General features: G+C 70.0%; 14 protein-coding genes and 1 tRNA gene. 9 read left to right on the forward strand and 6 right to left on the reverse strand.

Annotation, left to right across the window (positions count from 1 at the left end; translation table 11 throughout):
• Positions 1 to 6 precede the first annotated feature (6 nt).
• Positions 7 to 1,719: a LamG-like jellyroll fold domain-containing protein gene (locus MHY30_RS15310; RefSeq protein WP_239275838.1), complete on the forward strand. Its 1,713-nt coding sequence runs from the start codon at positions 7 to 9 to the stop codon at positions 1,717 to 1,719.
• Between the two features lie 3 nt (positions 1,720 to 1,722).
• On the opposite strand, the gene MHY30_RS05500 is transcribed toward MHY30_RS15310, so the two are convergent.
• The 3 genes from MHY30_RS05500 to adhP form a co-directional block, all read right to left on the reverse strand.
• Positions 1,723 to 2,523 (reverse strand): DUF1206 domain-containing protein, encoded by an 801-nt coding sequence (locus MHY30_RS05500; protein ID WP_239275840.1) that lies wholly within the window; start codon positions 2,521 to 2,523, stop codon positions 1,723 to 1,725.
• A 16-nt stretch (positions 2,524 to 2,539) separates the two neighbouring features.
• Positions 2,540 to 3,220 (reverse strand): phosphatase PAP2 family protein, encoded by a 681-nt coding sequence (locus MHY30_RS05505; RefSeq protein ID WP_239275842.1) that lies wholly within the window; start codon positions 3,218 to 3,220, stop codon positions 2,540 to 2,542.
• A 96-nt stretch (positions 3,221 to 3,316) separates the two neighbouring features.
• Positions 3,317 to 4,372, reverse strand: a complete 1,056-nt coding sequence (gene adhP, locus MHY30_RS05510) for an alcohol dehydrogenase AdhP (RefSeq protein ID WP_239275912.1) — start codon at positions 4,370 to 4,372, stop codon at positions 3,317 to 3,319.
• A gap of 139 nt (positions 4,373 to 4,511) precedes the next feature.
• Between adhP and MHY30_RS05515 the strand changes: the two genes are divergently transcribed.
• The 3 genes from MHY30_RS05515 to MHY30_RS05525 all read left to right on the forward strand — a co-directional run bounded on the left by MHY30_RS05515 (position 4,512) and on the right by MHY30_RS05525 (position 7,157).
• Positions 4,512 to 5,348 carry a universal stress protein gene (locus tag MHY30_RS05515; protein ID WP_239275844.1) on the forward strand — a complete coding sequence of 279 codons (837 nt, stop codon included), beginning with the start codon at positions 4,512 to 4,514 and terminating at the stop codon, positions 5,346 to 5,348.
• Between the two features lie 136 nt (positions 5,349 to 5,484).
• The gene (locus tag MHY30_RS05520) at positions 5,485 to 5,844 is read left to right on the forward strand and encodes a YciI family protein (RefSeq protein WP_239275846.1); all 360 of its coding nucleotides are present in this window, start codon (positions 5,485 to 5,487) and stop codon (positions 5,842 to 5,844) included.
• 92 nt (positions 5,845 to 5,936) lie between these two features.
• On the forward strand, positions 5,937 to 7,157 hold the full coding sequence (locus MHY30_RS05525; RefSeq protein ID WP_239275847.1) for an RNA polymerase sigma factor: 1,221 nt from the start codon (positions 5,937 to 5,939) through the stop codon (positions 7,155 to 7,157).
• 54 nt (positions 7,158 to 7,211) lie between these two features.
• Here the strand turns inward: MHY30_RS05525 and MHY30_RS05530 are convergent, their stop codons facing one another.
• Positions 7,212 to 7,748: a pyridoxamine 5'-phosphate oxidase family protein gene (locus MHY30_RS05530; RefSeq protein ID WP_239275849.1), complete on the reverse strand. Its 537-nt coding sequence runs from the start codon at positions 7,746 to 7,748 to the stop codon at positions 7,212 to 7,214.
• A 121-nt stretch (positions 7,749 to 7,869) separates the two neighbouring features.
• On the opposite strand from MHY30_RS05530, the gene MHY30_RS05535 reads away from it, so the two are divergent.
• The 4 genes from MHY30_RS05535 to MHY30_RS05550 all read left to right on the forward strand — a co-directional run bounded on the left by MHY30_RS05535 (position 7,870) and on the right by MHY30_RS05550 (position 12,567).
• Positions 7,870 to 9,549, forward strand: a complete 1,680-nt coding sequence (locus tag MHY30_RS05535) for a GAF domain-containing protein (RefSeq protein WP_239275851.1) — start codon at positions 7,870 to 7,872, stop codon at positions 9,547 to 9,549.
• The gene (locus MHY30_RS05540; RefSeq protein WP_239275853.1) at positions 9,546 to 10,181 is read left to right on the forward strand and encodes a response regulator transcription factor; all 636 of its coding nucleotides are present in this window, start codon (positions 9,546 to 9,548) and stop codon (positions 10,179 to 10,181) included. Before MHY30_RS05535 ends, MHY30_RS05540 begins: the two co-directional genes overlap by 4 nt.
• Positions 10,182 to 10,377: 196 nt before the next feature.
• On the forward strand, positions 10,378 to 11,559 hold the full coding sequence (locus MHY30_RS05545; RefSeq protein ID WP_239275855.1) for a DUF418 domain-containing protein: 1,182 nt from the start codon (positions 10,378 to 10,380) through the stop codon (positions 11,557 to 11,559).
• Between the two features lie 177 nt (positions 11,560 to 11,736).
• A complete protein-coding gene (locus tag MHY30_RS05550) occupies positions 11,737 to 12,567 on the forward strand; it encodes a universal stress protein (RefSeq protein WP_239275857.1) in 831 nt (276 codons plus the stop codon).
• A 146-nt stretch (positions 12,568 to 12,713) separates the two neighbouring features.
• Here MHY30_RS05550 and MHY30_RS05555 read toward each other — a convergent pair whose 3' ends face one another.
• On the reverse strand, positions 12,714 to 13,556 hold the full coding sequence (locus MHY30_RS05555) for a universal stress protein (RefSeq protein ID WP_239275859.1): 843 nt from the start codon (positions 13,554 to 13,556) through the stop codon (positions 12,714 to 12,716).
• A gap of 153 nt (positions 13,557 to 13,709) precedes the next feature.
• Positions 13,710 to 13,800, reverse strand: a tRNA-Ser gene (locus tag MHY30_RS05560).
• Positions 13,801 to 13,926: 126 nt separating this feature from the next.
• On the opposite strand from MHY30_RS05560, the gene MHY30_RS05565 reads away from it, so the two are divergent.
• Positions 13,927 to 14,880 (forward strand): L-lactate dehydrogenase, encoded by a 954-nt coding sequence (locus tag MHY30_RS05565; protein WP_239275861.1) that lies wholly within the window; start codon positions 13,927 to 13,929, stop codon positions 14,878 to 14,880.
• The last annotated feature ends 138 nt before the right edge of the window (positions 14,881 to 15,018 follow it).

A 15,018-nucleotide genomic window follows, 5' to 3' on the forward strand; every position in this document is an offset into this window, starting at 1 on the left:
CGGTCCGTGAGTCTCCGAACCGCGGCGACCGTTCGTCGCGCGGAGGGCAGACGCGCGATCGTCCTCGCGGTCGCCATCGCCCTTCTCGCCGCCACGGTCGCCGCGGCCTTCGCCGTCACCGGCATCCGTCTGTTCAGCGTCGAAACCCCGAGTATGGGCCAGGCGGCTCCGGTGGGAACGCTCGTGGTGACCGCGCCCGCCGGTTCTTACGCGGTGGGGGACGTCATCACGTTCACGATGGCCGACCGCACCGTGACGCATCGCATCGTCGAGGTCGGGCCCGACGGATACACGACGCGCGGCGACCTCAACGGAGCCCCCGACGGGTGGACGGTCGTGCCGGCGCAGGTCATCGGACGGGCGATCACGCTCCTCCCGGGCGTCGGCTTCCTCCTGACCGCGGCTCCTTGGCTGCTTCTCGGGGCGGTCCTCACCGAAGCCGTCACGTGGGTCCGGCGAGCCGACCTCGGGTGGACCTGGAGCGTCCGGCTGACCGGATGGGCATCGACGATCACGCTGGTCACGTTGTGGTTGCGTCCCTGGTTCGACGTGCGGCTGCTGAACTTCCGCGGAAACGACGACGGCACCGGCGCTCTCATGCACGTCGTGAACACCGGCATCCTGCCCGTCGTCGCGGGTTCCGCACGCATGACCAGCGGGCAGGACGCCGTGGTGGAAACCACCCAACGCCTGGCGACCGGAGCCTTCTCCCTCACGCCCGTCCCGGATCCGGACCTCTTCGCGCGCATCCTCCTCATCACGGTGTGCTTGCTTCCGCTTGGGGCGGCACTCCTGGTGCGTGATGCCGACCCCGTCGTGTCCGGACTGCGCGCGCGCCCCGACCGTCGCGCGCGCCGCGTCCTGGTTCCGGTCGTCGTTCTGACCGTCGTCGCGGTGCTCCTCGTGACCACGGTCACGACGTCGACCGCGGCGTTCGGAGCCCGTGTGAGCAACACTCGGGACACCGCCGGAACGAACCCGTTCTTCACGTGCCGGGCCGCTGCACTCTCGGTCACCGCCGCGCAGACGAAGGGCGCGTACGCCCTGTCGGCGACCAACGTCGCGGGCCGGACCGAGGACGACCTGTCGGGAACGACGTCGCGGAGAGCGACGTACGCGGTGCGGCCCACGACCGAGTCCTCGGTCGGCTGTGTCCGTGACAGTCCCGTCGCTGCGGTGCGCTTCGACGGTACGCAGTGCCTCTTCGTCCCGGGACAGGTGCAACGCCCCACCACCTTCACGCTGGAGGCGTGGTTCCGCACGACGACGACCTCCAACGGGAAGATCATCGGGCTCGGGAACGCCAACGGTTCGGCCTCCGACAGCCAGTACGACCGGCACATCTACCTCGACAAGGATGGCCGCGTCGTGTTCGGCGTTTATCCGGGTCGCGTGATCACGATCTCCACCCCGGCAGGACGCTCGTACGCCGACGGCCGGTGGCACGCCGTCGTCGCGTCGCTGTCCTCGGCGGGGATGGCGTTGTACGTCGACGGTCAGCTCGTGGCGACCAACACGGCGGTCACGACCGCCGAGGATTACTCGGGGTTCTGGAAGATCGGGTGCGGCAACCTCGGAGGGTGGGCCCACGGTACCGCCGACGGCGACACCGGCTACTCGGGGCCGTCCTTCTTCACCGGCACCATTCAGTACGCGGCCATCTACACCCGGGCTCTCAGCGCCGACGAAGTCCGCTGGCATTACTTCGCCGGCCGCTGACGCTCACATACGGGCGTAACGCGCGCGAGCGAAGCAGAAGAGGCCGTAGACGACGAGCCCCGCACCGACCAGCCACAGCACGAGCTGCCCGAACGGCAGGCCCGCGAGCGATCGCAGCGCGCCGTCGAGACCGCTCGCGGCGTTCGGGTCCTGCGTGAGCGCCGCCACGATGAACAGGATGCCGGCGACCCCGACGGCGATGCCCTTGGCGATGTAACCGACCGTGCCGAAGATGCGGATGCCACGCCCCGCGGCCCCGCCTGGGACAGACAGGTTTTTCAGGAAGGCGCGGGTGATGCCGCGCACGACGAACGCGACGCCGACGACGGCCACGACGAGTCCGACGAGGACGAGGAGGAAGACGCCGCCCGGCGCGGCCAGCAGGCTCGCACTGAGGCTTCGCGTCGACTGCGACGAGTCCGAACGCCCACCCAAAGCGACCGTGAGCGCGGTGCCCGCGATCGCCGCGTACGCCACCGCCGTGCCGACGAACTTCGCGCGGTATCCCCAGCGCTTCTTGGCATCCGGGTTCCGCTCCACGACCGCTTCGGTGACCTGCCAGATCGCCAGGGCAACGAGTGCGACCACGATGACCCACAGCAGCGCCATGCCCGCGGGGGCGGATGCCACCTGGGCCAGCGCGCCCGACTGATCGGCGCTCCCACCTCCCCCCGTGGCGATCGCGATGGCGATCACCCCGATGAGCAGGTGCAGGAGTCCCAGGACGACGTAGCCGACCCGTGCGGCGATGCGGAAAGCGGTCGAATCCTGGACCTTGTCGGCGGCGGCGCTCGCGGATGTCATCCGGAAACGGTAGCGCTCACCCCGTCGTCGCCGCAGCCCGTTGCGCTCGGCGCTCGCGCGCCACTTCGATCGCCGACCACACGAGGGTCGCGACGACGACGCCTTCCAGGGCCCCCGCCACGACGTCCGACAGCCAGTGCGCGTGCAGGTAGGTGCGGCTCCACATCATCAGCAGCACCCACGCCGTTCCGGCCACCCACACCCACCGCCGACGCAGGATGAGGGCGAGCGTCAGCGCGATCGTCGTCGCCACGGCCGTGTGCCCGGACGGGAACGAGGTCGCGACGGTCTCGGCTAGCGAATGGGAGGGGCGTGATCGGGCGATGACCGCGGCCATCGGAGCGCCCACGAGGACGACGAGAGCGATGGATGCCGCGACGTTGAGCCCATCCCAGGGACGTCCCCGCACGAGGAAGACGATCGTCGTGGCGACCCCGATGAGGATCATGCCGATCGTCCCCCCGACGATCGCGGGCACCCACGCGATCACGACCCCTACCGGCGACGCCAGCGTCGACATCGCGTCATCCCACCAGACGTCGACGGGCAGCGGGGCGGAACCCGTCAACGCCACGACGAGCCTCAACGCGACGAACACGAACGTGGCGACCACACCGACGATGAGGGCGGGGGCGCGGCGGGCGTCCGGGTCGATGTCCGGAGGGGTGGCCGCCGCCTCCTCGGGAGCGAGTTGCATACGTCGATGGTGCCAGGAGGCAGGGGCGGGATTCGGGGATTGCGCACGGGTCGGGACGTCGTCCCACGTCCCGACCCGCGTTCTGCGCGCTCCCCGCTACGCGCCGTGCCCGGCGTCCTCCACGGGCACCACATCGGCGGTGTGGTACGCGAAGACGAGGCGCGCCGGGACGCTTCCCGCCAGAACCTCCTCGACCGAGCGGTTCACATCGGAGAGGTCGCGGGTCTCGGTGATGACCTTCGTGCGTCCGAGTGCATGGAGCGCGAACACCTCGGCGAGGTCCTGCCGCGTTCCGACGATCGAGCCGATCACGCTGATGCCCTTGAGCACCGTGTCGAAGATCGGGATGGTGAGCTCACCGTCCGCCGGCAGCGAGACGAGGACGAGCCGCCCACCGCGGTTCAGGGAGTCGAATGCCTGGCGGAACACGGAAGGGGCGACCGCGAGCACGATCGCGGCGTCCGCACCGCCGTACTGCCGGATCGCTTCCACCGGATCCGTGGTGAGCGCGTTCACCACGTGATCCGCCCCCAACTCGGAGGCGAGCCGCAGCTTCGCATCGGTCACGTCGACCGCGATGACCTTCGCCCCCACGAGCCGCGCGTACTGCACGGCCAGGTGCCCGAGACCTCCGACGCCGAACACCACGACGGTCTCGCCCGGGGTGACATGAGCGTTCTTCACTGCGGCGTACGTGGTGACGCCGGCGCACGTCAACGGTGCCGCGTCCAGCGGGGTGACGCTGTCGGGCACCGGGACGGCGAATCGCGCGTCGGCGAGCATGTACTCGGCGTACGCTCCATCGACGCCGTAGCCGTTGTTGTACTGCTGCTCGCACAGGTTCTCCCGCCCGTCGACGCAGTACCGGCATTCCCCGCAGGCGTGACCGAGCCACGGCATCGCCACCCTTTGTCCGACGGCCCGCGTGGTCACACCCGCGCCGAGCTCTTCGATGATGCCGACGCCTTCATGGCCGGGGACGAGCGGCAGACCCGGCTTGACGGGCCAATCGCCCTTCATCGCGTGGATATCGGTGTGACACAGCCCACAGGTCTCGAGCCGAACCAGCACCTGTCCCGGCCCGGGGTGAGGTATCGGTCGTTCCTCCACCTGCGCGGCGGAACCGAACTGTTCGACGACTGCTGCACGCATCATCTCTCCTTGGATCGTTTGCCTGGTCCGAGTCTTCGCCGGTCGCTCTCGTCGCGGCGGGCCGAAGGTCCCGCGGGATGCGCACGAGCGGCGAGACCATCGGGATGAGCAGATCATCGACACGGGCGAAGGAGCGATCATGAACGGAACCATCGCGGTAGGGGTCACCGATGCGTTCGGGGCTCAGGGGGCCCTGCACTGGGCGATCGAGCGCGCTGCCGGACGACGAGAACGGCTCCTGTTGATATCCGTCGTCGGGTCGGCGTGGGGCATCGGCGGAGAGGAGACGCTGATCGAGCGCGCGACACAACGCGCGGGGGCGCTCCTGGAGACAGCGGCCGCACAGGCTCAGGAAGCCGGGGTGGATGCCGAGACGCTCCTCGAACGCGGAGACCCGGTGGCGCGCCTCATCGACGTGTCCCATCGCGCCGATCTGCTCGTCCTCGGAAGCGACTTCGCGCGGGACGGGTCGCGGCTGCGCGGCGTCCGCGGTGTGCGGATCACCGCCGGCGCGCACTGCCCGGTCGTCGTCGTGCCCGAGGGGGGCGCGCAAGGCCGGACGGGGGTGGTGGTGGGCGTCGACGGTTCCGAGGCGTCGGAGAAGGCCGTCGCGTTCGCCGCCGCGGAAGCGGACCGGACGGGAGACACGCTCACGGCGGTCATGACGTGGTCGCCGGTCCCGGTGCCGTTCGAGTTCGACGACTATCCCCAGAACTATCTGGAGCGCATGCAGGACCTCACGGCGGAGGAGCTCGCGATCTCGCTCGCGGGTCTCCGCCAGGACTACCCGGATCTCACGGTGAAGACCGTCGTGGAGTCCGGCTACCCGGGCGCGGTCCTCGGGAGAACGGCACGCTCGGCCAGGCTGCTGGTCGTCGGGAGTCACGGGCGCGGACCGCTCACGCGGTTCTTGCTCGGCTCGACCAGTCAGGCGGTGCTGTCGCACCCGCCGACCGTGACGGCGATCGTCCGGTGAGGACCCCGGCGTCCCGCACGGCGCGCACTACTTCGAGAAAAAGTCTCGTCTGGCTGTCGATTCGGCGGCAGGCTGTTCGTCGTCAGAGATGACGGAGCCGGACAGACCGGCCCGCGACTCAGTGCAGGAGGCACTCATGGCCAAGTACGCGATCCTCATCTACGAAGACCCGACCTTCTACGCGAACATGTCGCCCGAGGCGTGGGGCGCAGTGATCGACGCGCACAACGCGTTCACCGCGCAGGTGTACGAGCTCGGGGGGTCCATCGAGAGCGGCGGCGCACTCGCGTCCACGACGACCGCGACCACCATCAAGGGCGGCGGAACCGTCACGGACGGCCCGTTCGTCGAGACCAAGGAAGCATTCGGCGGCTTCTACGTGGTCGAGGCGCGTGACCTCGACCACGCCGTGGAGATCGGCAAGCTGTGCCCCGCCCCCGGCGGCGGCGTCGAGGTGCGACCGGTCGTGGACCCGACGACGACGAACCCGTTCTGAGCGCCCGGGGAGACGAGCCGACCGCGTCCGCCGCGCAGGCGGACGCGGTCGTTGCCGCGCTGGAACGGGCCCATCGCTCCGAATGGGCCTCCGTGCTCTCGGCCACGGTGCGCGTCGCGGGCGACCTGGATCTCGCGGAGGAGTGCGCGCAAGAGGCCTATGTCAGCGCCCTCGGGGCCTGGGCCCGAGATGGCGTTCCGGAGCGGCCCGGCGCGTGGCTGACCACGGCGGCGCGGAACCAGGCGCTGGACCGGCTGCGGCGCGAGGTCACCCTTCGTCGCAAGCTCCCGCTGCTCGTGGAACCGGCGACCGCCGATCCGGACGACCCGGACGGCAGGGACGGCAGGGACGGGCTTGACGCTGCAGTACCGGACGACCGGCTCCGGCTGGTGTTCACGTGCTGCCACCCCGCCCTCTCCCCCGAGGCCCGCATCGCGCTCACTCTGCGCCTCGTCTGCGGCGTTCCCACCCCCGATGTCGCTCGAGCCTTCCTGGTGCCGGAGCCGACGATGGCGGCGCGGATCACGCGCGCCAAGAAGAAGATCTCGCAAGCGCGCATCCCGTTCCGGGTACCGGGACCCTCGGAGCTTCCCGAGCGCGTGGACAGCGTGCTCACCGCCGTCCATCTGCTCTTCAGCACCGGACACACGGCCGGGGAGGGAGATGCGCTCGTCCGGGAGGAACTCTGCGACCGGGCTCTGCACCTTGCCCGCACCCTTGCCGCGCTCCTCCCCGAGCAAGCGGAGACCCGGGGTCTGCTCGGTCTGCTCCTCCTCACCGACGCGCGCCGGGCGACCCGGACCGACGAGCAGGGGCGACTCCTCCTCCTCGGCGACCAGGACCGGACGCGGTGGAATCAGCGGGCGATCATGGAGGGTCTCACCGTGACCGCCGGGGCGCTGGCATCCGGCCCGCCGGGGCGATTCACCCTTCAGGCGGCGATCGCCGGCGTGCACGCCGTGGCGCCGTCGTTCGACCGGACCGATTGGCCTCGCATCGTGCACCTGTACGACCTTCTGCTGGCGGTGTGGAATACCCCCGTCGTCGCGCTCAACCGCGCCGCCGCCGTGTCGTTCGCTGACGGTCCGACCGCTGCTCTGCCCCTCCTCGATGATCTGGCGGCCGATCCGCGGCTCGCGAACTATCCCTACCTCTACGCGACGCGCGCCGACCTGCTGCAGCGTCTCGGCGACACGGCTGGGGCGGCCTCGTCCTACCGTCGCGCGATCGAGCTCACCGCGAACGCCGCGGAACGGGCTTTCCTTCAGCAGCGCCTCGCCGAGATCGGTCACGCAGACCCCGCGTCCTGCTAGACACGGCGACGCGCGCCACCGCGCCCTTCACGGTGAGCGACCTGGCGCCGGGCATCACGCGTCCGCGCGCGGCGGGATTCCCGCGATCGGGTACGGCGGTCGAGCCACGGCGGGGACGGAGTCCTCCCGGGGACGGAAGATGCGCGAACGCAGCGGATCGTCCCGCTCGCCCATGGCGCGCTCCGTGAACCGGCGCCCGGTGATGCTCCGCGGGGAGATACGGACGACATAGGGCTTGGGCGTCGGGCTCATCGACCGCAACGCCGTCTCGCGACTGCGGCGGATCTCGGCATCCATCTCGACGGGTGCGGCGTTGCCCCGCACGACGACGCTCCACCGGTCCCCGGCATCCTCCCCGTCGATCTCGAACGCAACCGCTGGGCGCGAGCGCAGAAAGCGCAGCTTCGCGTCGTCGGCGCTGCGCACGTAGAGCGCGCCGTCGCGGGTGGCGAAGTTCACCGGGTAGATGCGGGGCTCGCCGGACGCGTCCACGAGCGCCAGGCGTCCGAGGCTCTGCGACTCGAGGAGCCGCCAGCTCTCCGCGGTGCCGAGTTCGACGACGGGCGGGGTGGGGCTCTGATCGTGGGTCATGGCACACCTCCTTCTTCCAGTGCATCGCGTCACGTCACCGACCGGCGGGTCGAAAGTCCCGGCGTCCCTGGTCAGGCACGGGTGCCGGTCGTAGATTGAAGGGCGGGGAGAGGGGGAACGGATGCCGAGTGGGGATCATGTCGCGCGCGATGCGGAAGCGGGACACTCGGGCGTCGGACCATCGTCCTCGCAGGACCGCCTGCGCGGCCTCCTCCGCGCCGTCGAGACGGTGGTCGGGGAGATCGAACTGCCGATCGTGCTGCGTCGCGTGGTCGAGGCGGCCGTCGAACTGGTGGATGCCGAGTATGGCGCGCTCGGCATCATCGCCGCCGACCGGGTCTCGCTCGACCAGTTCGTCCATGTCGGGCTCGACGCGGAGGCCGCGGACGCCATCGGCCACCTCCCGCGCGGGCGCGGGATCCTCGGCGCGCTCATCGCGCACCCCGAGCCCATCCGCCTGGATCACCTCGGCGAGGACCCGCGCGCGGCCGGATTCCCCGCGCATCATCCGCGCATGGACTCCTTCCTGGGCGCACCCGTGCGCGTGCGCGGTGAGGTGTTCGGCAACCTCTACCTGACGAACGCGCGGCGCGGATCGTTCACGGCAGAAGACGAAGAGCTCGTCCGCGGTCTGGCATCCACCGCGGGCTTTGCGATCCAGAACGCCCGACTCTTCGACGAGGCCCGAACGCGCGCGACGTGGATGACGGCGACGGCAGAGCTGTCGGCGGCGATCCTCTCGACTCCGACGGACACCATCTTCGACCTGCTGGCAGGACGCGTCGCCGACCTGGCCGGAGGACCCCTCGTGACCGTCCTCGTGCCCGTCGACGACTCACCCGTGCTGCGCGTCGCTGCGGCGCGAGGCCCCGGCGAGGACGAGATCCTGGGCACGCTCGCCGGGGGAACCGGCGGCATCGCCGGAGCGGCCATGGAGACAGGAGGGGTGCGGGTGGGCACCGCGCCTCGTGCGGTGGGCGACATCGACCCGGCGATGAACGCCAGCGGGGACGAGACCGGCCCGGCGATGGCCGCGCCGCTGCGGACGCGCCAGCAGACGTGGGGGGCGCTGTGCGTCGCGCGCGCGCCCGGCGAGCGCGGCTTCACGCCCGTGGAGCTCGAGGTGCTCAGCGACCTCGCATCGCAGGCGAGCATCGCGCTGGAGCTCGCGCACGCCCGGCGGGACCAGCAGAAGGCGATGCTCAGCGAAGAACGCGCTCGCATCGCCCGCGACCTGCACGACCATGTCATCCAGCAGGTCTTCGGTGCGGGGCTTACTCTGCAGTCGGTGGCCGCGACGCTGGGAGACACCCGTGACCGCCACCGGATGCAAGAGGTCATCCGGCAACTCGATGACGCGATCGCACAGATCCGGACCGTCGTCTTCGCCCTCTCCGCCCGGGACGGCGGCTCGCTCCGCCACCGGCTCATCGACGTCGTCGCCGAGTCGTCGGGGACGTTGCGCAGACCTCCCTCGCTGCGTTTCTCGGGCGCCGTCGACAGCACGGTCCACGGGTCGCTCGCGGATGACGTCGTCGGGGTGGCACGCGAGCTGCTCACCAACAGCGTTCGCCACGCGAGCGCCGACTCCATCTCGCTCGACGTGGGGATCGGGGAGCGAGACGTGTGGGTCGTCGTCGCCGACGACGGTTCCGGCATCCGCGACGATCGTCGTAGCGGTCTGGCCAATCTCGCGGAGCGCGCGGGTGCGCGCGGCGGGGCGTTGACGCTCGAGACCGGAGCCGGGGGAACGCGAGCCGAGTGGCGCGCTCCGCTCGACGCGGAAAGGACGACGCAGTGATCCGTGTCTTCCTCGTCGACGACCACGAGATCGTGCGACGCGGGCTGTCCGACCTCATCGACGGCGCGGAGGGCTTCGAGGTGGTGGGCGAGGCCGGCTCCGTTCGTCAGGCGCTCGCACGCATCGAGGCCGCCCGGCCCGACGTGGCGGTCCTCGACGTGCGCCTCCCGGACGGGAGCGGCATCGACCTGTGCCGCCAGATTCGCTCGTCAATGCCCGAGGTCGCGTGCCTGATCCTCACCGCGTACGACGATGACGCCGCGACGTACGCGGCCGTCCTCGCGGGGGCGTCGGGCTATCTGCTCAAGAACATCGCCGCCATGCGACTCCTCGAAGACATCCGCGCCGTCAGCACCGGGCGTTCACTGTTGAACACCGCGGCGGCCACGCGCGCCGCGTCGAGTCTGCGCGACGGCGCCGGCGACGACGATCCGCGGTGGGGCTCGCTGGGCCTGCGCGAGCGGCAGGTGCTCGCGCTGATCGCCGACGGCATGACGAACCGTCAGATCGGCGAGCGTCTGGGCCTTGCCGAGAAGACGGTCAAGAACTACGTGTCGTCGCTGCTGATGAAGCTCGGAGTCGAGACGCGGACGCAGGCGGCGGTCCTCCGTCTCGGCCACCCCGACCTCTGATCCGCGGGACCTTCGGCCCGTTCCGCGCCGGTTCGCCCTTCTTCGCTCCGGGCGTCCGGGACCCTGCCGAGCGGGTGAGTACCGGGTGGATCGCGGCGGCCCCGTTCGGGGCGCTTATCGGACTCTCGATCGTTGCGTGCACCGGTCATAGGTCGATCATGCAAACGACCAAGGTCGGCGTGAGTACCTCTACTCCATGACGGCAACATCTACGGTACCCAGTTCGGAATCGCCACGCATCGAAGCCCTTGACGTTCTGCGCGGCATCGCCATTCTCGGCACACTCGCAAGCAACATCTGGATCTTCGCGGCTTTCATCGGTTCATCCGGTGATCCGGTGACGCCTGAGCCGATCACGGTGGCCGCCGCATGGTTACCCAACGGGAAGTTTCTCGGTCTCTTGACGATCATGTTCGGGATTGGCATCGAGATCCAGCGTCAAGCCGCGCGACGCGCGGGCAGGTCATGGCCTGGAACATATCCGATACGTGCGGGCTTACTTTTCCTCGATGGCCTACTGAACTATGTGTTCGTCGTCCAATTCGATGTTCTTCGGGCGTATGCCGTCACCGGACTCATCGTTGCCTTCCTACTGCTGACAAGCGAGCGAGTGCAATGGTGGGTGATCGGCATCATGATTCCTTTGCATCTTTCCATGCTGGTCATGAAGGGAACCGTCCTCCCCTCCGGCCCCACGAAGCAAACCATCTCGATGCCGTCAGACGGGTCACTGTCGGGCGCGCAGCCCTCTTCGTACTGGGATGACGTCGTCGGCAACCTCACGCACATCGGTGCCGGGTTCTCGTTCGGATCCGAATTCTTCACCATCATACTGATGGGCGTCGGACTGTTCTTGCTCGGAGCGAACCTGTACCGACTGGGCATCTTTGAGCCGCGCAGGCGGATCTTGAGGCGATGGCTCATGGTCGCGGGTTTTGCGATCGGAGTTCCGCTCGACGCATTCTTTGCTTTCGTCGCTCCCGCAGATTCGGGCGGGGCGCTCGCGCGCTACGGCGCAGCACCGATCGTTGCCATCGGTATCCTCGCTGCCGTCGCTGAGTTCTACCAGCAGCGCCGACCCGGCCGAATCGGCAGGAATTTGGCCGCTGTTGGGAAAATGGCACTCAGTTGCTATCTGTTGCAGAACATTCTCGGCGTGATCTTCCAGAAGAATTCCGCGAGCCTTCCCCTCTTCGCCGAGATGGACGGCCTCCTCGGCACGTTGGGCCTCTTCGCCATCATCAGTGTCGCGCTCGTCGCTTTCGCTCGTCTCTGGTCTCGTCGCTTTCGGAGAGGACCCTTCGAACTCATTTGGGACTGGTGCTACCGCGCGCTCACTCGGCGACGCGAATCGGCACCCGCCGCGCGGCCGGCATGAACCAGAACGACGCAGAATCGGCGCTTTGCGGGCATTCTGCGGTTCTGCCGAGATCACGATCGCCCGAGAGCATCGCCGCGATGCGACTCCTCGAAGACATCCGCGCGGTGCGGGACCTTCGACCCGCCCCGCGCCGGTCCGCCCTCCTACGCTCGGGGCGTCCGGGAGGAGTCCCCCATGGAGCGAGTGGTTCTGGGCTACGACGCGAGCCAAGCGTCCGAGGCCGCCCTGGAGTGGATCGCCCACCGCGCGCGCGGCCGGCGGACGGAGCTCGACATCGTCCTCGTCACGAACATGTTCCTCTCCGACCGCATCGAGGCGGATTCCGTTCTCAATGCCGCCGCCCGACGGTGGCGGGACCTCGCCCCGGAGTCACCGGCCAACGTCGTCCGGCTCGACGGAGCCATGCCCGCGACGCTCTCGAACGCCGCCCGCGGCGCGGACCTGCTCGTGCTCGGCGTGCACCCCGGCTTTCGCACGCGGACCATGCTGACCGGGTGGGTACCGCTTCGGGCGGCCGCGCGGTCGGGGGTTCCCACCGGGCTCATTCCCGTAGGCTGGTCGGTCTCCGACGCACCGGTCACCGTCGGCCTGGACGATGACGATTCCTCGGCCGCGGCGGTTCTCTTCGCGGCGCAGACCGCCTCGTCGTCCGGCGTCCCCCTGCGGGTGGTGCATTCCTGGCTGATGGCCAACGCCGAGCCGCGCTGGTCGGACGAGCACCCTCGGCGCCCGCGCGATGTCGCCGACGCGCACGAGCGCATCCTGCGGGCCGCCGTCGAGCGTGTCGGCGAAGCGCAGCCGGACGTCGTCGCGTCGGCGGAGCTGGTGCGCGACAACCCCACGTCGGCCCTCACGCGGGCCGCCGAGCGCAGCAGTCTCCTCGTCATCGGCACGCACGGACGCAGCGTCGTCGCGGGCGCATTCCTGGGGTCCGTCGGGATGGACCTCATCGGGACGCTGCACTGCCCGATCTGTGTCGTGCCGAGCACATCGGCGACGGCGTGACAGCCGTCCGGCGGAGGCGAGGGATGCCGTCTGTCCGGTGTACCGAGAGGACGCGGGCCTGACCTCTTATCCGGGGCGCCGCGGCCCTGGCATCCGGAATCGGTACGCCCGCACCCGGGCGGCCCGTCCGGACGGGTCCACGCGACTCATCGCGATCCGCGGGCGGGGAAACCCGCCGACGGCACCACGACGATGGGGCACCCCGCCCTCCAGAGGATGTCCTGGGCGACGGAGCCGAGGTACCCGCCGGCGAGCACTCCTTCGCGGTGGGTGCCGATGACGATCATCGTGGCGGTCGGGGCGTGATGGAGCAGCGCCTCGGCGGCGGGGGCGCGGACCAGGTCGGACTCCATGTGCACCCGCGGGAACCGGCGGTGCAGAGAATGCGTCGCCGCCTCCAGAAGGTCGCGGTGCTCTCGAAGGAGCCGCTCCGGCCGCACCAGCAGAGCCGCCGAACCGTCGATGGCAGGTTCGGGCAGGTGCCAGGCGTGCACGATGCGGAGTCGCCGCGAAGTCTCGTCCGCCTCCTTCGCCGCGAACGCCAGCGCCTCTTCCGACGAGGAGTCATCGTCCAGGCCGGCCGTCACGCTTCCCTCCCGCGGCGCCCACCCCGCGGGAACGATGCACACCGGCGGAACCGACCGGGCGATCACACGGACGGGCAGCCATCCGCCGAGCGCCGCGCGCAACGGGTGGGCGGGGTCGACCCCGATGACCAGGAGGTCCGCCTCGGCCGACATCGCGGCGAGCGTGCGTGCCACTCCGCCCTCGGCGCGATGGAACTGGACGGCCTGCTCGGGAGCGGCCTCGTGGAGGATCCGTTCGGCGTCGGCGAAGGCCGCGACGGTGCGCGTGAGTAGCCCCGACGGATCCCCCACCACGTGCACGACGTCGACGTTCGCGGCGTGTGTCGCGCAGCGGCGACCGACCCAGGCGAGGGCGGAACGCGACGCCGCGCTGTCATCGACGCCGACGACGATGTTCTCCATGACTGCCTCCCCGAACGGTGTCCGTGCTGTCACGGTAGAGCGCGGCGGCGCGAGGGGTGAGGCCGAAGGTCCCACGGCGGGCGAGAACGGTGCGGGGCACTCGCAGGAGAAACAGGTCAGCCCCGCTCGAAAGCGGGGCTGATCTGATGAAAGTGGCGGTGACGGTGGGATTTGAACCCACGGTAGGGGGTTACCCTACACAACTTTTCGAGAGTTGCACCTTCGGCCGCTCGGACACGTCACCGCCGACCAGCTTACGACACTCGACCGGATGCCGCGAATCCGTGCGTCGTCGGCTGTTCGGCATCCGGTCCTCCATCGTCGAAGAACCGTTCTGGTGGGGGTCTTCCCGCGGTGCCAGGATCAGATCATGAGCGTGATCGAGAACTCGAAACTCACCGTCGTCGGCGCGGGGAGCGTGGGGGCCAGCGTCGCGTACGCCGCCCTCATCCGCGGGTCGGCCCGACACGTCGCCCTGTACGACATCGCCGAGGCGAAGGTCGAGGCCGAGGTGCTCGACCTCGCGCACGGCACCCAGTTCACCGGCTCGAGCGACATCACCGGTGGCAGCGACGTCTCGGTCGCCGAGGGCTCGCACGTCGTCGTCATCACCGCGGGCGCCAAGCAGAACCCCGGCCAGACCCGCACCGAGCTCGCCGCGACCAACGCGGGCATCATCCGCCGCATGATGCCGGAGCTGCTCGAGGTCGCACCCCACGCGATCTACGTCATCGTCACCAACCCGTGCGACGTGCTCACGGTGCTCGCGCAGCAGGCGACGGGCCTGCCCACGCGCCGCATCTTCGCCTCGGGCACCGTGCTCGACACGTCCCGGCTGCGGTGGAAGATCGCGCAGCGCGCGGGCGTGGCGACCTCGAGCGTGCACGCGTGGATCGTCGGCGAGCACGGCGACACCGAGTTCCCCCTGTGGTCCACCGCGACCATCGGGTCGGTGCCGATCACCGAGTACGACCTGCCCGACGGCACCCGCTTCGACGAGGCCGAACTGGATGCCATCGCCGTCGACGTCCGCGACGCGGCCTACAAGGTCATCCAGGGCAAGGGCGCGACGAACTACGCCATCGGCCTGTCGAGCGCACGCATCGTCGAGGCGATCCTGCGCGACGAGCACGCGATCCTCCCGGTGAGTACGGTGCTCGAGGGCTTCCACGGCATCGACGGGATGGCCCTCTCGGTACCGTCCGTCGTCAGCTCGCGCGGCGCGGTGCCGCTGTCCGGCACCCCGTTCTCCGACCGGGAGCTCACGCTCCTCCGCCGCTCCGCCGACGCGTTGACGACGGTCGCCGACTCGCTCCGCGACTGACCCGCGGGGCGTGGGCACTCGCCTCGCGCCCGCGCCCGGGGCCGTCACGCATAAACGCGATTCGCGCGGGGAAACGCGTGGTCACCGCGTTTATGCCCGCAGATCGCGTTTATCGGGATGCCGTTGAGGCCCCACGCG

Source organism: Microbacterium sp. ACRRU, assembly GCF_022346945.1.
GTDB classification, from domain to species: Bacteria; Actinomycetota; Actinomycetes; order Actinomycetales; family Microbacteriaceae; genus Microbacterium; species Microbacterium mcarthurae.